Source organism: Kitasatospora sp. NPDC017646 (assembly GCF_044329365.1).
Taxonomy (GTDB): domain Bacteria; phylum Actinomycetota; class Actinomycetes; order Streptomycetales; family Streptomycetaceae; genus Kitasatospora.
The window spans coordinates 406,657-424,817 of the sequence record NZ_JBIRJC010000001.1 but is presented as its reverse complement, the minus strand read 5'-3'; the positions used below and the strand labels follow the sequence as shown (position 1 = coordinate 424,817).

Here is an 18,161-nt window from a genome sequence, read left to right as displayed (position 1 = left end):
CTGTTGAGCGCCGGCTTCACCGGTTGGTAGAAGGCCGTGCCGCCCTCGGTGCCTATTCGGGACGAGCGTCCTGACCCGGTGTCGGTGGGGCGGCGAGGTTCGGATGACCGGGTGGGCCGTGCGGCTGATCCGCCTCAACCCGCCACGGCGGGTCGCAGCACGGCGTCGATCCGCGCGCCCACGGCCAGCAGCTCCCGGTCGGCCGTCCGGGGGCCGGTGAGCTGGAGGCCGACGGGGGCGGAGGCGGTGACGGGGAGGGGAAGCGTCAGCGAGGGCAGTCCCGCGGTGGCCGCGGGTGAGGTGTTGCGGATCAGGGTGTGGAAGGTCGGCACGTCCCGGCCGTTGAGGGGCAGCGAGTCCTCGTGCCGGTGGAGCGGCCGGGCGCACACCGGGACGCTGGGGCTCAGGATCGCGTCCAGGCCGTTCGCCGTGAACAGCCCGGTGTAGGCCGCCTGGAGGGCGCGGCGCTCCGCGAGGGCCCGGTGCAGGGCGGCGGGCCCCGGGTACCCGGGGCCGGTGGGCAGCGCGGTGGCCTTCAGGATCTCCCCGATGGCCGGGTCCCCGGCCGCGTCGAGGACCTCGGCGGGGGTGAGCCCGGTGCGGTGCTCGTCCAGGTAGCGGCCGAGGGCGGCGGCGAACTCGCCGAAGACGAGCGGGAACCCGATCCGGGCGTCGCACTCCGCCAGGTGGGCGGTGTCCACCGCGACCCACTGGGCCCCGGCCGCGGTGAGGCGGTCGACGGCCGCCTCCCAGGCGGTGCGGACCGGGCCCTCCAGGTCCTCGGTGAACACGTGCCGCGGCAGGCCCAGCCGGAGCGGGCGGCCCCGGTCCCCGGGCCGTGCGGTCTCCCCGGTGACGACGGCGTCCAGTGCCGTGAGACGGCCCAGGGTGCGGGCCATCAGCCCGGGGGTGTCCCGGGTGGCGGACAGCGGGGTGATCCCCGCCGAGGGGTAGCGCCCGGAGGTGGGACGCAGGCCGTAGACCCCGTTGAGCGCGGCCGGGATGGTGACGGAACCGCCGGTGTCGGTGCCGAGCCCGGCCTCCGCGACCCCCGCCGCCACCGCGGCGGCCGTACCGCCGCTGCTGCCTCCCGCGAACAGGGCCGGGTCGGCGGCGTTGCCGACGGCGCCGAAGGTGTGGTTGCACGAGGTCGCGCCCATGGAGAGCTCGTGCATGTTCGCCTTGCCGAGGACCACCGCTCCCGCCGGACGCAGCGCCGCGACGACGGGCGCGTCGGCGTCGGGGACGAAGCCGGTGAGCGCGGGAGTGCCCGCGGTGTTGGGCAGGCCCGCGACATGGATGTTGTCCTTGACGACGAGGCACCACGGCGCCGGCCCGCCGCCCCGGGCGTCACGGCGGGCCGCCTCCGCGAGTGCCCCCTCGGCGTCCAGCGTGATGAACGCGTTGAGGTGCTCGGCGGCCGCGGCCCGCTCCAGTGCCGCCGACACGACCTCGTGGGCGAGGCCCCGGCCCGTGGTCTCCGGCTCGGCCATGGGGGGCTCCTTCGTGCTGGTTCCGGTCCTGGGCCGGGACTCGTACGGTTGAGTCCGACCGGCCGCAGTGCCTTGCACGGTCGAGCGTGTGCCGACGAGCGCAGGGCCGGTCAAGCAGCCTATCCGGTCGAGACGTTGTGAGGCAGCACGTGTCGGATGCTCAACTGCCGTTCGCCGGTTACCGGCCCGTGCCGGACCGCCGCCCGCTACCCGTCACGGCGGAGCTCGGCGAAGCGTCCGCCGCCGAGGTCGGCAGGCTGGCCGCCCTCCATGCGCGGGTGCGGGGCGGAGGGGCCGCGCAGTGGGCCGAGCGGATCGGCCGGACGATCGCCAGGCGCCGGGCCGGGCCGGAAGTACCCGGTGGCCTCGAGTAGTCGACGGTAGAAGTAGCTCTCCGCCCACAGGAACGGCGCCTCGCCCCAGGGCCTGCCCCACACGCGGCCGCCCCGCTCCCGCCACCGGGCGGCGTCCGGGGTGTCCTCGCCCGGCGGCTCCAGCAGGCCGGTGGTCCTCTCCACGAGCAGCCGCTCGGCCGCGGCCCGCTCGGCCGGGCCGTACGGCAGCGCGTCGAGGACCCGCCGGATGAGCTCGGGGTGGCGCTCGTGGAAGACGGCCCAGGGGAAGGAACCGGGGACGTCACTGCGGATCACGGGTGCGTTCGGCACGGTGGCGCCTCTCACCGGGAGCTGGCGGCGGGCCGAGGTCCCGGTCGCCGCCGGCCGCAGCCGAGACTAGACGATCACCGGGGCAGGAGCGGGCGGAGGGAGGACGGAAGGAAAAAGTGTTATCCGCCCGCCCGCCGGGCGGTCTCCTGGGCGTGGGAGCGAACGCGTGAGGCCGCGCCAAGAGGGTGTGCGGCCGGCACGCGGGGTTCGAGATGGGGCGCTCCGCGCGGGGACGGTAGTCTCCGGTCGCGTTCGTTCCCACGGCGTCCGGCCGGATCGTCCCGTTCGTCCGGCGTCGCCCGGCGGTCCGCACGCATTCCCCCACGGCGGCGGACCGTCGGGCCCACGGCCCGTCAGCCGCGTCGGAGACGCCAGATCTGCTCCTCGCCGGTCTCGGCGGGGGCGAGCGCCTCGGCGGGGCGGCGTCGGTACTCGGTGAAGCCGAGCCGGGCCGGGACGGCGGCGCTGGCGAGGTTGGCCGGGTCGTGCACGATCTCGACGAAGTCCACGCCGGGGAGCCGGAAGGCCTGTTCGGCCAGCGCCCGGGCCGTGCGGGTGGCGATGCCGCGGCCGGTGGCGGCGGGATGCAGCCAGTAGCCGATCTCCCGGCCGTTCTCCTCGGTGTCCTCACGGCGGAACAGCCCGCAGGCGCCGACGATCGCACCGTCCAGCAGGATCGCGTAGGTGAAGTCCTTCCCGCTCTCCCACAGCTCCGCCCGTTCCGCCAGGAACGCGGCGGTCTTGGCCTCGCTGTGCTCGGCGACCCACGGCATCCACGGCCGCAGGTGCTCCAGCGACTCCTCGATGACCCGGAAGAACTCGGGGAAGTCCGCTTCGCCGCGGAAACGGCGCAGCGTCACCTCACCCAGGGCGATTTCCTGCTCTGCTGGCTCCATCCAGGGAGGATCTCCGCTACCCCGCCGCCTGCGCAACGGGATTGCGGCGCTTCCGCAGCAGGTGGACCAGGGCGCCGAGGCCGGCCGTGGCACCGGAGAGGACGAGCAGCGAGGCGTCGGCGGAGCCGACCATCGCGAGGTCGAACCGCGGGTTCTCGGCCTCCGCGGTGAACTCCGGGTCCACCAGGCCGTCCGGGTCCTCGGTGACGCTGACCTGCTCGCCCGCCGAGTCGCCGGAGCCGCAGCGGACGGACCGGATGCGGCCCGGGGCTTCGTCGTACCGTACGGAGCAGGTGTAGCTCGTGCCCTTGCCGTGGGTCACTTTGACGTCGGTGACGGTGCCCGGGTGGATCGTGCCGCGCATGGAGAGCACGGTGGACTGGGCGGTGTTCAGGCTCAGCAGCGGGACGGCGATCATCGGGGCGATCGTCAGGAGCAGTGCCACGACCCGCAGCGCCCCCGACTGGCACAGGCACGCCAGGGCGTAGATCAGCCCGATCGCCCCGGTGAGGACCATGGCCAGCGACGGGAGCAAGAACCACGCGCCGAACGCGCCGAGCGCCCCGCCGACCGGGAGCAGCACGGCGGCGGCCGGGATCCACAGGGCCGTCAGCAGCGGCCGTCGCGGCCACGGCGTGTCGTTCTTCCCGGCCTTCCCGGCGCGGCGTTCCCGGTGGCGCTGCTGCCCCGGCCGGGACGTCTCGTAGTGCGTCATGGCGGCAGATCCTGCCAGCTCGGACCGGGGACGGACGGGGCGGGGGCGGATCCTTTGCCGTGCCGGACGGCTTGTGGAGGCCGGCGGTAGGAGCGGTGGAAGTTTCCGATGTCGCCCGTCGCCGACGGCTGCGCCTTCTCCGCGCGCCCGACGCCCGACGGCGACGACGGGGTGCGTCGGCCGCAGCTGGGGATCGACCCGACCGGCGCCCACGAACTCCTCGATCCGGTCTCCGCGTTCCATGCCATGCTGATCCCGGCGGAGTGGAAGGGGGCGTGGAGCGGATGCGGGTCCTGCTGCTGGACGCGGCGCCGGGGGAGCTGCTCGATCGTGAGCTGGAACGCCTGGTCTCGCACGGGCTGGCCGTCACGCTGAACCTGCGGCGGGTGGAGGACCGGGCGGGGGTGGCGCACCGATGGGCGGACCGGGTCGAGTTCACCGACGTCGACCTGTTCGACGAGGAGGCGCTGATCGAGGAGGTGGGACGGGGCGGGCAGGGGTACCAAGCGCTCAAGTCCCGTGCCGGCGTCCCGCTGCGGGCCGCACTCCTCGCGGCGGCGACCGACCGTGCGCTGGCCCACCGCCTGCGCGTGATCGGACGGGCCGGGGCGGGCACCGACCACGTCGACCTGGCCGCCGCCGCCCGGCACGGGGTCGCCGTCACCCACACCCCGGGCTCCAACGCGAACGCCGTCGCGGAATTCGCCCTCGCCCAGCTGCTCGCCCTGACCCGCACCATCGCCCCGTACAACGATGCCGCGCACCAAGGCCGTTGGAGTGCGCCGACGGCCCCTGCGGTCGAACTGTCCGACCTCACCCTGGGCATCGTCGGGCTGGGGCGCATCGGTCTGGCGCTGGCGGAACGGGCCACGGCGCTGGGCATGACCGTCCAGGGCTACGCGCGGCGCCCCACCTACGCGCCGGTGCGCCGGGTCGGATCCCTCGACGCCCTGCTCGCCACCAGCGACGTGGTGTCGCTGCACCTCCCGCTCACCCCGGACACCGCAGGGCTGATCGGCCGGGCGGAACTCGCGCGGATGCGGCCCGGGGCGGTCCTGCTGAACACCTCCCGGGGCGGCATCGTCGACGAACAGGCCCTCGCCGACGCCCTGCGCGACCCGGCCCGGCCACCGGCCGCCGCGGCCGTCGACACCTTCGCCCACGAGCACGCCGCCTTCGCCTCACCGCTCCTCGGCCTGCCCAACGCCCTACTCACCCCGCACGTCGCCGGGATGACAAGGAGTGCCATGGCCGAGGCGGCACTGCGCTGCGCGGACCACGTCGCGGCCCTGCTCGCCGGCCGTCCGGACGGCATTCCGGTGGTGACCTGAGGACGCAGGAGCGCATCCACGGTAGGTCCAACGGCCGGGCGGACGAGGATCGTTCCCGCTGGGGATGTGACGTTCGGCCCAGCCCGTCGGCCTGTCGCCGGCACCCCTGACCGGCCCATACTCCAGAACCTCACGAACCAACGAGGCGGAGGAGCACGATGAGCGCAGCGGCGGCGGCAGGAACCTGGAAGCTCGGCGACCTGGAGGTGAACCGCATCGGGTACGGGGCGATGCGGCTGACCGGCAACGGCATGATGGGCAACTCCGACGGCACGCCGATCGACCGCGCCGCCGCAGTGCGGTTGCTGCACAGCGCGTTCGAGCAGGGCGTCAACCACGTCGACACGGCTTCGTTCTACTTCTCGCCCCGGCGCTCCGCGAACGAGCTGATCAACCGGGCCCTGGCGTCCTGGAACGACGACGTCGTCGTGGTGACCAAGGTCGGTCCATGGCGTGACCCCTCCGGTGAGTGGTACACGATGGCCCGTCCCGACCAGCTGCGCGGTCAGGTCGAGGAGAACCTGCGCCAGCTCGGCCGGGACCACCTGGACGTCGTGAACCTGCGCCGCAACGGCGTCGACATGGCGTCGATCGCCGAGCACTTCGGCGCCCTCGCCGAGCTGCGAGAGGCGGGCCTGGTCCGGCACCTCGGGCTCTCCAACGTCAGGCCGGAGCACGTCGCCGAGGCCCGGGCGATCGCGCCCGTCGTCTGCGTGCAGAACTCCTACGGCCTGGACTGGCGCCGCGCCGACGGGAGCGGAATCGTGGACCTGTGCCGGGAGCAGGGCACCGCCTTCGTCCCGTACTTCGCCATCGCCGGTCTGCGGCGGGAGGCGGCCGCCGTCCGGGAACGGGACGCGCGGGTCCACACGGTCGCCCGGGCCCACGGCGCGACACCCGCCCAGGTGCGGCTCGCCTGGACCCTCCACCGCGGCCCGCACGTGCTGGCCATCCCCGGCACCACCGATCCCGCCCACCTCGCCGAGAACATCGCCGCCGGCGCCCTCCGCCTCACCCAGGAGGAGCTGACCCTCCTCGACGGGCCGGGCGCCGCGGGCAGCTGAACGCCCGTCCAGCGCACCGGATCCTGCTCCGTGGGCCGTCAGGGCGGGGCCGCCCCGGCCTGACGCAACCGCGCGGCGACCTGACGCCCCGTCGCGCGTCGAGCGCGAATCGGTACGCCTGCGTCACGATCGGTCGGCTGTCCCCCATGTGGGCCGTCATGGTCGTGGCTCGCCGAAGTCCTTGATTGGCAAGAGCAGTTGGGCGGAATGTGATGGCGCTACGTCCGTGTTCCGGGCAGGGTGCCGGCTATGCCGAGGAAGAATCTGCTCTTCGTGACCCTGACCGGACACGGGCACATCAACCCGATGCTGCCGCTGGTCGAGGAACTCGTACGGCGCGGGCACCAGGTGGTGTACGCCACCGGCGCAGCGCATGCCGCCGCCGTCTCCGGTGCCGGTGCGCGCTGGTTGGAACTGCCGTCGCCGCCGCCGTTCACCCCGCCGGCGACGATCGGCCCGGCGGCCGTGGCCGGCTGGTTGCGTCACTACTTCGCGGCGCTGAGCGCGACGTACCCGGTGCTGCGGAAGCACTGTGCGTCGGAGGGGGCGGACGCGATCTGTTACGACACGACGAACTGGCCGGGCCGGATCGCCGCCCGGAGCCTCGGCATTCCAGGGGTGCAGTGCTTCCCCGACCTCGCCTCCAACGAGACGTACTCGCTGGACCGGCAGTTGACTGAGGGGATCGACGCCGACGATCCGGCGCTCGCCTCGCTCGCCGACGACTGCGCGGCCTTCGCCGCCGAGTACGGCGTCCCGCTCGGTCCCGACGACACCATGACGGTGACTGACGGGCTCAACCTGGTGTTCGTGCCCCGGGAGTTCCAGCCGGCCGTCGACAGCTTCGACGCCCGGTTCCACTTCCTCGGCCCGTCGATGGGATCGCGCGAGCAGGCCGAGCAGTGGTCGCCGCGCGATCCGGACGCGCCGCTGCTGTACGTGTCATCGGGCACCGTGGTCGACGGTCACCCGGACTTCTACCGTGCCTGCGTGGCGGCCGTGGCCGACCGGCCGTGGCAGGTGGCGCTGAGCACGGGCGGTGCGGCCCGCGCCGGGCTGGGCGCCGCCCCCGACCGGGTGGAGGTGCGGTCGCGGTTCCCGCAGCTGGCGGTGCTCCGCCGGGCCACCGCGTTCGTGTCCCACGCCGGGATGAACTCGGTGATGGAGGCGCTGACCTACGGGGTCGGCATCGTCGCCGTCCCCCGGACACCCGAGCAGGACGCCAATGCCGGGCGTCTGGTGGAACTCGGGCTGGGCGAGCGCCTGGACGACGCCGACACGGCGAACCCCGAGGCACTGAGGGTGGCGATCGACCGGGTCACCTCGGATCCGGCGGTGCGCGCCGATCTGGCGGAGATGCGCCGGGCCGTCCGGCGGGGTGGGGGAGCGGCCCGGGGCGCCGACCTGATCGAGGGTCACCTCCGGTAGCCGCCCACCGGGCGTCGACCGGAGGGCGACGTGCACGCGGGGGCAGCCGTTCGAGGATGCGTTCCACCCCGCTGGTGGCCGTGAGGTCGGGGAACTCCTGTTTGCCGGTGGGCGCGAAGCGGGCAGACCTGCTCGGCGGCGTGCTGAAGGGATGCCCACGAATGGACCGACCCACCCGCCTGCCCGCCACCGAGGAGCCCGCATGAACCCGCTGACCCGCCGCCACTTCCTCGCCGCCTCCGCGCTCGCCACGGCCGGCCCCCTGGCAGCCCCGGCGGGCGGATCCGGCACGACGCCGTCACCCCCTCGCTCAGCAACAAGTGGTTCAACGGCGCCTGGGCCTGGGACACGTGGAAACAGGCCGTCGGCACCGCCCTGTTCGCCCCCGGCCTCGCCGCCGACCAGATCCGGGCCATGTTCGACCACCAGATCCCCACCGACTCCCCGGACCGCCCGCAGGACGCCGGGATGATCCCCGACTGCGTCTTCTACAACGACCCGAGCACCGGGGGCGGCAACTGGAACGAACGCAACTCCAAACCCCCGCTGGCCGCCTGGGCGGTCTGGGAGGTCTACCGGCACAGCGGCGACCGCGCCTTCCTGCGCGAACTGCTCCCCAAGCTCACCGCCTACCAGGGCTGGTGGTACCGGACCCGGGACCACCTCGGTGAGGGCCTGTGCGAGTACGGCGCCACCGTCGACCCGGCCAACGCCGCCCCCGAGGACTGCCGCCAGGCGGCCGCCTGGGAGTCCGGCATGGACAACGCCCCGCGCTTCGACACCGCCGGCGTGGTCCCCAACCGGGACGCCCGGGGAACGCTGCTCGGCTGGTCGCTCACCCAGCGCTCCGTCGACCGCCGGTACGTACGCGCCCTGCTGCTCGACCCGGCGGAGTTCGGCACCTCGATGCCCTTCCTGACCGTCGCCCGCAGCTCGGCCTCCTTCGATCCGGCCGGCTACTGGCGCGGTCCGGCCTGGCTCGACCAGACCTACTTCGCGATCGAGGGCCTGCGCCGCCACGGCTGGACCCAGGACGCCCGCCAGGCCGTGGAGCGCCTGCTCGCCACCGCCGAGGGGCTCGGCTCCGACGGGCCGGTGCGGGAGAACTACGACCCGCTGACCGGCCGGGGCCGCAACTCCACCAACTTCAGCTGGGCCGCCGCGCTGCTGCTCCCGCTGCTGCGCCTGTGACCACTTTGGCGACCGGCCGCCTGACCAGGCATGATCGGGGCATGGTCGAACGAGTCATTGCAGCGTGTGACGGAGCAGCCAAGGGCAACCCGGGTCCGGCGGCCTGGGCCTACGTGGTGGCGGACGGCGCCGGGGTGCCCCAGCGCTGGGAGGCCGGGCCGCTCGGGCACAGCACCAACAACATCGGCGAGCTGACGGCGCTTCAGCAACTGCTGTCCGCCACCGACCCCGCCGTTCCGCTGGAGGTGCGGCTCGACAGCACCTACACCCGCGACTCGGTCACCAAGTGGCTCAAGGGCTGGAAGCGCAACGGCTGGAAGACGGCCGCGGGCAAGCCGGTGGCCAACCGTGAACTGATCCAGCGGATCGACGAACTCCTGGAGGGCCGGGACGTCACCTTCGTGTACGTCCCCGCCCACCAGGTCGACGGCGACCCGCTGAACGCCGTCGCCGACAAGGCCGCCAGCGACGCCGCCCGCACCCAGCAGGCCGCTGCCGGCACGGCCGCCGACCTGCCGGTGCCCGACCCGGCCGCGGCCGCGAAGGCGCCGAAGGCCCCCAGGGCGCGCAGCGCCGGTTCCGCCACCACGAGCACCGCCAAGCGCGGCGGTGGCTCCCGCACCCTGAACGCCCGCTTCTCAGGCACCTGCCCGTGCAGCCGCCCGTACGCCAAGGGCGACAAGATCACCAAGGTGGGCAGCAGCTGGGGCCACCCGGAGTGCGCCGCCGCCCACGCCTGAGCCACACGGTTTTTTGACCCCTCCTTTAGTCGATCGGGCCGAGAACACGACCCCCGCGGCCGGTTCTCGCCCCCGATCCGTCAACCGGCCCTGGCCGGCCACCCCTTGGACGACCCGGAGTCGGCCCCGCGTGCCGAGGGCCGCACCGACGGCGGCCGCGGGGAGGGTGGGGGAGGGGGTAGCGCCGGCTTCCCAAGCCGCCCCTGGACGCTCCGTGTGCCGACTCGGCCCCGCCGGGCCGCGACCCGGCGGGGCGCCGAGGACCACGGGGACGGGGGTGCTCGAAGTGTCATCACCACCTGCTAACCTCAGCCGATTTCCCGCCGCACCGAGTCGGCGGACACGACGGGGTAAGAGGTACAGAAGACATGGCATTCCTCCGGGCCAAGCAGAAGGCCCAGGTCATCGAGAAGCTCTCGCAGGTGGCGCCTCCGGGCGAGACCTTCATCGCCTGCGTGCACGCGGAGAGCGGGCCCAGCCCGTGGCTCGCCGCCGCGCTCGGTGAGATTCCGCTCGTCGGCCTGATCATCGTGCTGACCCGCAGGTACTACTTCCTGACGCTCACCAACAGCCACGTGGTGATCAACTCGGCCAACCGCTGGAACAACCGCCCCGGCGACGTCGTCGCGGCCTTCCCGCGGCACGCCTTCCCGGTCAACCGGGTCAAGCGGGCGAGCATCTGGAGCTCGATGTACATCCAGCTGCCGGGCAACAGCAGCCCGACGCGCCTGAACATCCACCGCATCTGGCGTGCCGAGATGGACCAGCTGAGCGCCGCCTTCCCGCCCGGGTCGATCGACCCGAGCTCGCAGCCGTTCGACACCCCGCAGGGCCAGGGCTACCCCATGCCGGGCCAGCCGATGCCGGGGCAGCCCATGCCGGGCCAGCCGATGCCCGGGCAGCCCGGGATCCCGCAGCAGCAGGGCTTCGGTGCGCCGCAGGGCCAGCCGTACCCGCCGCAGCAGCCCTACCCCGCCCCGCACGCTGCCCCGCAGGGTCAGCCGTACCCGGCGCCGCAGGCCTACCCGCCGGCCCAGCCGTACCCGCCGCAGCCGGGCGCCCAGGTGCCGCCGCAGGCCCAGCCGTACCCGCCGCAGGTCCCGAACGTGCCCTATCCGGGCCAGCCGGGCCAGCAGGGATACCCGGGCCAGCGCTGACCACGGTCCCGGCCCCGGCTCCCCAACCGGGGGGCCGGGGCCGACGCCTTCTCGATCACCTGCGGTGACCGTGCGGTGGTCGTACGTGGCCCCATCGGGCTCGGCGCGCTGGGAGCTGCGGACTCTGCCAGGCTGAGAGGGAAGCTACCTCGACCGAGGAGGCCCGCACCCATGTCAGCGCAGAAACCCGGGCCGTCCGGGAGGCGGGCCCGCGTTGCCGCGCTCCGGGCCGCGGAGGTCCGCCACGCGCGGGCCCGGAGGTGGCTGGTGGGCGGCCTGATCGGCCTGCTCGTGCTCGTCGTGATCGGCGGGATCGCCGTCGTGATCGCCACCAACCAGGACTCCACCGCGCCCAGCGGCGTACCGGCGCACCCGCGGACCACCGCCGAGGGCCGGACCACCCCGCCGCCCTGGGACGCACCCGCAGACGTCGCCGCGGCCGTGAAGGCCGCCGGCCTGCCGATGCTCGGCGCCGAGGGCACGGCCCTGCACATCCACACCCACCTCGACGTGTACGCCGACGGGCGGGCCGTGACGGTGCCCGCGCTGGTCGGCATCGACGAGAGCGCCCAGAAGATCAGCCCGCTGCACACCCACGACACCACCGGCGTCATCCACGTCGAGTCGCCGGTGAGCGCCGACTTCAGCCTGGGCCAGTTCCTGACCGAATGGCAGGTCTCCACCTCCGCCGACCACCTCGGCGGACTGCACACCGACGCCACCCACACCCTGACGACGTACGTCAACGGCAAGGCGGTGGCGGGAGACCCGGCGGCGATCCCGCTCAACGCCCACGACGAGATCGCCCTGGTCTACGGCACGGCCGCCGAGAACGCCGCCGTCACGGTGCCGAGCGGCTACAACTGGCCGGCCGGACTGTAGCGCGGCGCCGACGGTCCCCGTCGGACGGGCGCGTGGCGTCGGGTGATCCACCTCGCCGCTCGTCGGCGGTCGCCGACGGCGCCGCCGTCCTCGCACTCCCCGGTCCCCAGCCGCTCGGTCCGTCGCCGCGCCCGCCCGCGAACGCCTCGGGGTTCAGGCCAGCTCGCGCATCCGGCGGACCGGGCTGGCCAGCAGGATCGCCGGGCTCGCCACGCTGACGGTCGCGACCAGCAGCAGCGCGGTTCGCGGTCCCCAGGCCGCCGCGGCGGCGCCAGCGGCGAGGGCGCCGACCGGGATGGCGCCCCAGGAGACGAAACGGACCGTGGCCATCACCCGGGAGAGCAGTTCCGGCGGGGTCTGGGTCTGCCGGTGGGTGCGGGTCACGATGCTGGTGACCACGACCCCGGCCGAGAACCCGGCGTTGCCGAGGGCGAAGACCAGGGCGCCCCAGCCCGATCCGGCCGCCGGGAGCAGCAGGGCGAAGAGGGTGGAGACCACGGCCGCCCAGCGCAGCGCGGGGCCGCCGCCGAAGCGGGACACCAGGCGGGGCGTGGCGGCCGCGCCCAGCAGGCTGCCGAGGCCGCCGGTGGCCATCAGGGCGCCCACGGCGGCGGCCGGGGCGTCGAGGGTGCGGACCAGGAAGACCGGGGTGAGCGTCATCAGGCCGCCGCAGACGAAGTTCACGGCAGTGGCGTCGGCGACGCAGGGCCGGATCACCGGGTGCCGGGCGACGAACCGCCAGCCCTCGCGGATCTGCTCGCGCATCCCGGCGCCGCCGGTCGGCCGGGCGGCCGACTGCCCGGCCGGCGGGAGACTGCCGAGCAGCGCCGCCGAGGCCAGGTAGCTGACCGAGTCCAGCAGCATGGAGGCCGCGCCGCCGAAGAGCTGCACCAGCACGCCGCCCAGGGAGGGTCCGGCCAGGTCGGTGGCCGCGATGCTGCCGGAGACCAGGCTGTTGCGGGCGGTCAGCTGCTCCTTGGGTACGACGGTGGGCAGGAAGGTGGAGTTGCCGACGTCGAAGAGCACGCCGGCGAATCCGACCAGCAGCGCCACCACGACGAGTTGCGCCAGCCCCAGCACCCCGAGGGCGGCCGCCAGCGGGACGGAGGCGACGGCGCCCGCGCGGACCAGGTCCATCGCGACCTGGGTGCCGCGCAGCGGGAGGCGCTGGACCAGGACGCCGGCCGGCAGTCCGATCAGCAACCAGGCGACGTAGGCGGCGCCGGTGATCAGGCCGACCTCGAAGGCCGAGGCGTGCAGGGTGACGACCGCGATCAGCGGCAGCGCCACCGTGGTCACCTGGTCGCCGAGCCGACTCACCGTCGAGGCCGTCCAGTAGCGCCAGAAGGCCGCCGCCGCCCCGCCGCCTCGGCGTCGGCGGGGCCTTACCGCGTAAGTCGTTCCCGTCGTGCCCACCGTCTCCGTCACGTCCACCCCTTCGTCACCGGTCCGGGCGACCGAGTAAGTTCCCTTTGGGAACTCACTATAATGGTTGATCATGCGGCACACGGAAGCGGCTGACCCCGACTGCGCGATCTCCCAGGCCCTGGCGGTGGTCGGGGACACCTGGACCCTGCTCCTGATCAGGGACGTCGCCGGTGGCACCCACCAGTTCGACGCCCTGCAGAACGGACTCGGCATCAGTCGCAAGGTGCTCACCGAACGCCTCAAGGCGCTGGTCGCCGACGGCGTGCTGGAGAAGCGGCTCTACCACCCCCACCCGCCGCGCTACGAGTACCACCTGACGGACCGGGGCCGCGGCCTGCTGCCCGTACTGGTCGCCCTGCAGGACTGGGGCGGACGCTACGTCCTGGGCGACGGCACGCTCACCGGTACCAGCGCCCCCGACTCCGCCGAGACCCGCCGGGTGCTGGCACTCACCGGTCACCGGCTGCCCGTCCTCGAACTCGACGCCGCCTCCGGCGGACGCGCCGACCCGGTCGCCGCGGACCGCGCCTGGACGGTGCTCTACTGCTACCCGGGCGCCTACGCCCCGGGCGGCCTGGACTACCCGCCCGGCTGGGGAGAGGTCCCCGGCGCGCCCGGCTGCACCCTGGAGTCCTGCACCTACCGCGACCGGATGGGCGAGTTCGCCGCCCGCGACACCGCCGTCCACGGCGTCAGCACCCAACGCCCGGACCAGCTGGCGGCGTTCGGCGAACACGCGCGGATCCCGTTCCCGCTGCTCTCCGACGCCGGGCTCGAACTCGCGGCCGCCCTGCGGCTGCCCACCTTCCGCGCCGCCGGCGTCGAGCGCCTCAAGCGGCTCACCCTGGTCCTCGACGCCGACCGCACCGTCCGTGGCGCCCTCTACCCGGTCACCGACCCGGCGGGCTCGGTCGAGGACGCCCTCGCCCTGCTCGACGGCCTGCGGGGCGGGTGACGACGGGTGCGGCCCCGGCCCGGCCGGGGCGCATCCGCTCAACCGCTCCGCAGGCCGTCGAGCGGTCAGGCCGGCAGGCGGTGACGGACCGCGCGACCGCGGCCACCTGCCGGCGCTCCGATCACCGGCCACCGGCTCCGCGCGTTCGCGTCCCTCAGGGCACGGCGCGCGGAGCCCGGTGCCTACCGGCCGCCCCGCCCGCGCAGGGAGCGGCGCGCCGCACCGAAGGTGAGCGCGGCCCAGAGGACGGCCGCCGCGCCCGTGACGTAGACCCCGGCGCCGCGGAAGGACAGGTCGTCGTCCAGGGTGACCGGCGGCGCCCAGCCGTCCGGGTCGGCCAGCACGGTGGTGGTCCGGCCGACGGAGCCGCCCGAGCAGCCCGTGCCCCCGATGGTGCCGTGCGGCAGCGGTTGGCCGTCCTCGCGCCGGATGCCGCAGGTCCAGCTCACCTTGCCCATCCTGTCCTTGCCGCTGTGGGCCGAGGTGACCACGACCCGGGTGGCCACCCCGCGGTGGGCGATCAGCTGGGCGCGCAGGGCGGCCGTGGGGATCACCAGGAGCAGCACGCCGAGGAGGACGGCCGGCCAGATCACCCACCCCGTGCTGCGGATCATCATCAGGCCGACGACGGCCGCCATCAGCACCAGGACGGCGAGGACGGTGCCGGGGGCCTGGTAGTCCGGATCGGTGGCGAGCGCGAGCAGCCCGACGATCAGCAGCGGCGCGAGCAGCCCGACCAGGAGCGCCGTGCGGCGCACCGTGCGCGGCGCGAGCCGGACGTCCTTGCCGGGCCGCCGCCGGGCGGCCTTCGGCGGTCGGCTGACGCCCGCGGCGAGCGGTCTCTTCTGCTTCTTGTTCGGCCGCTTGGCCATGCTGCCCCCGTTTTCGGTGGTTCCGTTCGTGCTCGCGACAGTGTGACGCCAGCCCCGTAGCCGGGGAAGGGCGGGGTGCCGCCGTAGCCGCGGCGCCGGCTCGCCGTCTTCTCAACCTCTTTGCGCGCTGGGTACATTGATCCGCGTGTGGGTGGTGGACGGGTTCCTCCTGGTCGGGGCGACGATCCTGGCCGGCCTCTCCGCGGCGCTCGCCTCGGGGTGCCGCGCCGACCGGGCGCTGCGCCGCGAGGGCGTCTGCGTGGTCGGCCGGGTGCGGAAGGTGCGCCGGTACACCACCCCGGAGGGCCACGACCGCCACCGGGTGACCATCGAGTACGGCCTGCCGGACGGGCGGACGGTCGAGCTGGTGCGGCACGACGAGCGCCCCGAGGGCGGCCGGTACCAGGAGGGGGGCGAGGTGACCGTGCTGTACCACCCGTCCCGCCCCGGGCGCGGGTTGGCGGTCCATCCGGTGCGCCGGTGCCCGCCGCCGCCGGGACCGGTCGGGCTCGCGCTGCTGTCCTCGGCCTGTGCGGTGGGCGCGGCCGGCCTGGTCGTGCTGCTGTTCTGACACCCCGTCGGCGGTGCGGAGCGCGGGTGAGGGCGTGCGCGCGCCGGGGCGTGTGGGGCGCATCACAGCTCCCCGGGCCGTTCGGACTCCTACGATCGTGATCGCGGACGCCCGCCACGAGCCCGGCGCCCGCCCGTACCACCGCGATCCGGCCCGAGGAGAAGCGCACCTTGACCACCCCCACCGCCGCGCCCGACAGCTACTACCAGCGCACCGGCGAGCACGGCTACAAGCCGACCGGCCACGCGCAGGGCGCCTGGCACCCCGACGAGCAGCACTTCAGCCCGGTGGGCGGCCTGATCGCCCACGCGATCGACCGCCACCGGGCCGGCCGCCCCGGCGACGGCCTCGCCCTGGCCCGGATCAGCTTCGACATACTCGGCCTGATCGCCCTGGACGAGCTGGAGGTCACGGTGGAGACCCTCCGCCCCGGCCGCACCATCGAGTTGGTGGAGGCGGTGGCCTCGGTCGGCGGCCGGGCCGTGGTCCGGGCCCGGGCCTGGTTCCTGGCCGAGCAGGACACCTCCGCCGTCGCCGGCACCCACGACGAACGGCTGCCCGCGCCGGAGGAGTTCGAGCCGTGGGCGATGAACGAGCAGTGGGGCGGCGGTTACATCGCCTCGGTCGAGGTGCGCCGCCGCTCCACCGCCCCCGGCCGCGCCGCCGCCTGGCTGTCCACCCCGCTGGAACTCGTCGCGGGGGAGCCCAGCAGCCCGCACGCGGCCTTCATCGCCCTGGTCGACACCGCCAACGGCATCGCCGTCCGGGAGCAGCCCACCGCGTGGATGTTCCCCAACACCGATCTGACCATCCACTTCCACCGCCGCCCCGACGGCCGCTGGACCGGACTGGACACCAGCGTCAGCTTCGGCCCGTCCGGCCACGGCGTCACCAGCACGGTGCTGCACGACGTCCACGGCCCGGTCGGCCGGGCCGAGCAGATCCTCACCGTCCGCCCGATGCCCGGAAGTTGACCCCCGCCGACAGACCGGCGGCGCCACCCCTTGCCCCGGGGCGGCGCCGCCGCGGCGGGCGTCCGGCGGTACCGGCTCAGCCCGGCAGCGAGTCCATGAAGGAACTCACCGAGAACACCGCCTTGCCCGGCCCGGCCGGCCCGTAGCCGGGCGGGGAGGAGAGGCCGAACTCCTCCAGGGCGGCGCGGTAGGTCCGCAGCAGCCGGATGTGGTACTCCAGCGGCGCGCCCTGCGGATTGGCCTTGCCCAGCGGGGTGGTGGGCTCGGGGCACCAGGTGGTGAAGCGCGGCACCACGCCGTGGGACATGAAGAAGCGCAGCCCCTCCCGGGTGGAGGCGATCGCCTCGTCGACCGTGGTGAAGCCGAAGGGCTCGGCCATCTCCACGCCCGCCACGAAGTTGGGGATCACGTTCTCCGCGCCGAACACCTCGGTGGAGTCGAGGATCCGGCGGTGCCACTCGTCCCGGCCGACGTAGCGCTCCTTGCCGGGGCAGTAGAGCTCGAACAGCCGCTTGTCCCACACCTCGAAGTTGGGGTGGTAGATCTTCACGCCGTAGTCGTGGAAGCGCTGGACGTCGTCGCGCGGCAGGGCCTGGGCGACCACCTTGCCGATCCAGCGGTCGGGGAAGCGCTCCTCGATGGCCTTGGCGTACTGGCCGTAGAAGTCGGCCTCGTCCCTCCCGCCGACCTGTGAGGTGATCGCGCCACCGGTGAGGGTGTACGCCCGGGAGGAACGGGCGGTGTCGTGCCGGTCGATGATCTCCAGCGCCTCCAGCACCTCCTCGACCGGCTTGACTCCGGTGTACGGGCGGCCGGCGGCCTTGTGCTGGCGCCAGTTGTGGTTGATGTCGCAGTACTGGCACTCCTCCTTGGCGCCGAAGTACTGGCAGACCCGGAACACCGTGAGGTAGATCAGGTAGCCCCACTGGATGGTCGGGGCGACCTCCATCACCGACTTCCCGTTGGCCAGGGTGTGCCGGTAGTAGTCGGGCATGGGCGGCAGGCCGACGTCGGCGATCCGGGCGCCGTCCAGGTAGAGGCCGAGCGAGCCGTCCTCGCCCGGCCGGACCCGGTACGGCGAGTCCGGGTTCACCCGCACCGACACGACCGTGCGGCGCAGCCCGTACGGCCCGCCGGTCAGCACGACCTCCTCCGGCGGCCGGTTCAGCGCGGCGGCGCCGAGCTCGGGCAGGGTGCGGTGGTCGAAGGAGAAGATGAAGTACGACTTCGGCTTGACCTCGCCGCCCCCGTCGGCGCCGGTGCTGCCGCTGAGGGCGGAGTCGTCGAAGGCCATGCCGCCGCGCAGCAGGTCCTCCTTGATCACGGCCTCCCGGGGCACGTCGGGGAAGCGCTCCATGAGGTCCTCGACGACTGCGGTCCTGCTGCGGTCCTGGCTCTCCATGCGCTGCTCTTCCTTCCTGGCCCCGTTCCTCGCACGGCGCTGCCCCCATTCTTCTCCCCCTTACGCAGGTGGAACGGACAGGCCCGCCCGCCCGGTGGCAGGGGCCGGCCACCGGGCGGGAACGGTGGAGGCCGGCCGGGTCGGTCCGCGGCATGCGACGCCGCCGGAGGGACCGGGACACGGGGAGCCCACCGGGTTGACGCGGTGCCGTGGCACGGCGGGCCGACCGGTTCGGGAGCGCAGCGCCGAACGGCGGGGTGGGCCGATGCATGCCAGGGGCGCGTCCAAACGCGGTCAGCATGAACGTTCACCCTATCGGGTGTAGAAGATCGTCCGTGGCGATCCGGAACGGGCTCTCGCGCCTACGGTTGGGAAGCGAGCGAGACGGGGCCCGCGG

The 18,161-nt window shown here is 74.2% G+C and carries 17 protein-coding genes; 10 read left to right on the top strand and 7 right to left on the bottom strand.

All coding sequences use genetic code 11. The annotated features are described in order from the left end of the window. Positions 1 to 134: 134 nt before the first annotated feature. From ACH4J0_RS02105 to ACH4J0_RS02090, 4 genes are all read right to left on the bottom strand, one after another. Positions 135 to 1,493: an amidase family protein gene (locus tag ACH4J0_RS02105; protein WP_396235751.1), complete on the bottom strand. Its 1,359-nt coding sequence runs from the start codon at positions 1,491 to 1,493 to the stop codon at positions 135 to 137. A 206-nt stretch (positions 1,494 to 1,699) separates the two neighbouring features. Continuing rightward, positions 1,700 to 2,158, bottom strand: a complete 459-nt coding sequence (locus ACH4J0_RS02100) for a hypothetical protein (RefSeq protein ID WP_396235750.1) — start codon at positions 2,156 to 2,158, stop codon at positions 1,700 to 1,702. A gap of 353 nt (positions 2,159 to 2,511) precedes the next feature. Then, on the bottom strand, positions 2,512 to 3,054 hold the full coding sequence (locus ACH4J0_RS02095; RefSeq protein ID WP_396235749.1) for a GNAT family N-acetyltransferase: 543 nt from the start codon (positions 3,052 to 3,054) through the stop codon (positions 2,512 to 2,514). Between the two features lie 16 nt (positions 3,055 to 3,070). After that, a complete protein-coding gene (locus ACH4J0_RS02090) occupies positions 3,071 to 3,769 on the bottom strand; it encodes a hypothetical protein (protein ID WP_396235748.1) in 699 nt (232 codons plus the stop codon). A gap of 284 nt (positions 3,770 to 4,053) precedes the next feature. On the opposite strand from ACH4J0_RS02090, the gene ACH4J0_RS02085 reads away from it, so the two are divergent. The 7 genes from ACH4J0_RS02085 to ACH4J0_RS02055 all read left to right on the top strand — a co-directional run bounded on the left by ACH4J0_RS02085 (position 4,054) and on the right by ACH4J0_RS02055 (position 11,562). After that, on the top strand, positions 4,054 to 5,100 hold the full coding sequence (locus ACH4J0_RS02085) for an NAD(P)-dependent oxidoreductase (RefSeq protein ID WP_396235937.1): 1,047 nt from the start codon (positions 4,054 to 4,056) through the stop codon (positions 5,098 to 5,100). Positions 5,101 to 5,258: 158 nt separating this feature from the next. Then, positions 5,259 to 6,164, top strand: coding sequence for an oxidoreductase (locus tag ACH4J0_RS02080; RefSeq protein ID WP_396235747.1), 906 nt, complete (start codon positions 5,259 to 5,261; stop codon positions 6,162 to 6,164). Between the two features lie 249 nt (positions 6,165 to 6,413). Next, complete coding sequence (locus tag ACH4J0_RS02075) at positions 6,414 to 7,592, top strand: macrolide family glycosyltransferase (RefSeq protein ID WP_396235746.1); 1,179 nt, start codon at positions 6,414 to 6,416, stop codon at positions 7,590 to 7,592. 282 nt (positions 7,593 to 7,874) lie between these two features. Beyond that, complete coding sequence (locus tag ACH4J0_RS02070; protein WP_396235936.1) at positions 7,875 to 8,783, top strand: MGH1-like glycoside hydrolase domain-containing protein; 909 nt, start codon at positions 7,875 to 7,877, stop codon at positions 8,781 to 8,783. A gap of 41 nt (positions 8,784 to 8,824) precedes the next feature. Beyond that, positions 8,825 to 9,523 (top strand): ribonuclease H, encoded by a 699-nt coding sequence (locus tag ACH4J0_RS02065; protein WP_396235745.1) that lies wholly within the window; start codon positions 8,825 to 8,827, stop codon positions 9,521 to 9,523. Positions 9,524 to 9,891: 368 nt separating this feature from the next. Continuing rightward, positions 9,892 to 10,680 (top strand): hypothetical protein, encoded by a 789-nt coding sequence (locus ACH4J0_RS02060; protein WP_396235744.1) that lies wholly within the window; start codon positions 9,892 to 9,894, stop codon positions 10,678 to 10,680. A gap of 171 nt (positions 10,681 to 10,851) precedes the next feature. Further along, entirely contained in the window at positions 10,852 to 11,562 is a 711-nt protein-coding gene (locus tag ACH4J0_RS02055; RefSeq protein WP_396235743.1) for a hypothetical protein, read from the top strand. Between the two features lie 153 nt (positions 11,563 to 11,715). On the opposite strand, the gene ACH4J0_RS02050 is transcribed toward ACH4J0_RS02055, so the two are convergent. Further along, a complete protein-coding gene (locus ACH4J0_RS02050) occupies positions 11,716 to 12,990 on the bottom strand; it encodes an MFS transporter (RefSeq protein ID WP_396235742.1) in 1,275 nt (424 codons plus the stop codon). A gap of 70 nt (positions 12,991 to 13,060) precedes the next feature. Here ACH4J0_RS02050 and ACH4J0_RS02045 point away from each other — a divergent pair, with 70 nt between their 5' ends. Continuing rightward, positions 13,061 to 13,945: a winged helix-turn-helix transcriptional regulator gene (locus tag ACH4J0_RS02045; RefSeq protein ID WP_396235741.1), complete on the top strand. Its 885-nt coding sequence runs from the start codon at positions 13,061 to 13,063 to the stop codon at positions 13,943 to 13,945. Between the two features lie 182 nt (positions 13,946 to 14,127). Here the strand turns inward: ACH4J0_RS02045 and ACH4J0_RS02040 are convergent, their stop codons facing one another. Then, positions 14,128 to 14,817 (bottom strand): hypothetical protein, encoded by a 690-nt coding sequence (locus ACH4J0_RS02040; protein WP_396235740.1) that lies wholly within the window; start codon positions 14,815 to 14,817, stop codon positions 14,128 to 14,130. Between the two features lie 136 nt (positions 14,818 to 14,953). On the opposite strand from ACH4J0_RS02040, the gene ACH4J0_RS02035 reads away from it, so the two are divergent. Both ACH4J0_RS02035 and ACH4J0_RS02030 read left to right on the top strand, forming a co-directional pair. Further along, positions 14,954 to 15,388 (top strand): DUF3592 domain-containing protein, encoded by a 435-nt coding sequence (locus ACH4J0_RS02035; protein WP_396235739.1) that lies wholly within the window; start codon positions 14,954 to 14,956, stop codon positions 15,386 to 15,388. 170 nt (positions 15,389 to 15,558) lie between these two features. Then, positions 15,559 to 16,362 (top strand): thioesterase family protein, encoded by an 804-nt coding sequence (locus ACH4J0_RS02030; protein WP_396235738.1) that lies wholly within the window; start codon positions 15,559 to 15,561, stop codon positions 16,360 to 16,362. Positions 16,363 to 16,438: 76 nt separating this feature from the next. Here ACH4J0_RS02030 and ACH4J0_RS02025 read toward each other — a convergent pair whose 3' ends face one another. Further along, complete coding sequence (locus ACH4J0_RS02025) at positions 16,439 to 17,764, bottom strand: radical SAM protein (protein ID WP_396235737.1); 1,326 nt, start codon at positions 17,762 to 17,764, stop codon at positions 16,439 to 16,441. Between the last annotated feature and the right edge of the window lie 397 nt (positions 17,765 to 18,161).

Bases quoted from the DNA above. Each gene is read 5' to 3' on its own strand.
- ACH4J0_RS02105 (WP_396235751.1), bottom strand. From the start codon at position 1,493: ATGGCCGAGCCGGAGACCACGGGCCGGGGCCTCGCCCACGAGGTCGTG.
- ACH4J0_RS02095 (WP_396235749.1), bottom strand. From the start codon at position 3,054: ATGGAGCCAGCAGAGCAGGAAATCGCCCTGGGTGAGGTGACGCTGCGC.
- ACH4J0_RS02090 (WP_396235748.1), bottom strand. From the start codon at position 3,769: ATGACGCACTACGAGACGTCCCGGCCGGGGCAGCAGCGCCACCGGGAA.
- ACH4J0_RS02085 (WP_396235937.1), top strand. From the start codon at position 4,054: ATGCGGGTCCTGCTGCTGGACGCGGCGCCGGGGGAGCTGCTCGATCGT.
- ACH4J0_RS02080 (WP_396235747.1), top strand. From the start codon at position 5,259: ATGAGCGCAGCGGCGGCGGCAGGAACCTGGAAGCTCGGCGACCTGGAG.
- ACH4J0_RS02075 (WP_396235746.1), top strand. From the start codon at position 6,414: ATGCCGAGGAAGAATCTGCTCTTCGTGACCCTGACCGGACACGGGCAC.
- ACH4J0_RS02065 (WP_396235745.1), top strand. From the start codon at position 8,825: ATGGTCGAACGAGTCATTGCAGCGTGTGACGGAGCAGCCAAGGGCAAC.
- ACH4J0_RS02060 (WP_396235744.1), top strand. From the start codon at position 9,892: ATGGCATTCCTCCGGGCCAAGCAGAAGGCCCAGGTCATCGAGAAGCTC.
- ACH4J0_RS02055 (WP_396235743.1), top strand. From the start codon at position 10,852: ATGTCAGCGCAGAAACCCGGGCCGTCCGGGAGGCGGGCCCGCGTTGCC.
- ACH4J0_RS02045 (WP_396235741.1), top strand. From the start codon at position 13,061: ATGCGGCACACGGAAGCGGCTGACCCCGACTGCGCGATCTCCCAGGCC.
- ACH4J0_RS02040 (WP_396235740.1), bottom strand. From the start codon at position 14,817: ATGGCCAAGCGGCCGAACAAGAAGCAGAAGAGACCGCTCGCCGCGGGC.
- ACH4J0_RS02025 (WP_396235737.1), bottom strand. From the start codon at position 17,764: ATGGAGAGCCAGGACCGCAGCAGGACCGCAGTCGTCGAGGACCTCATG.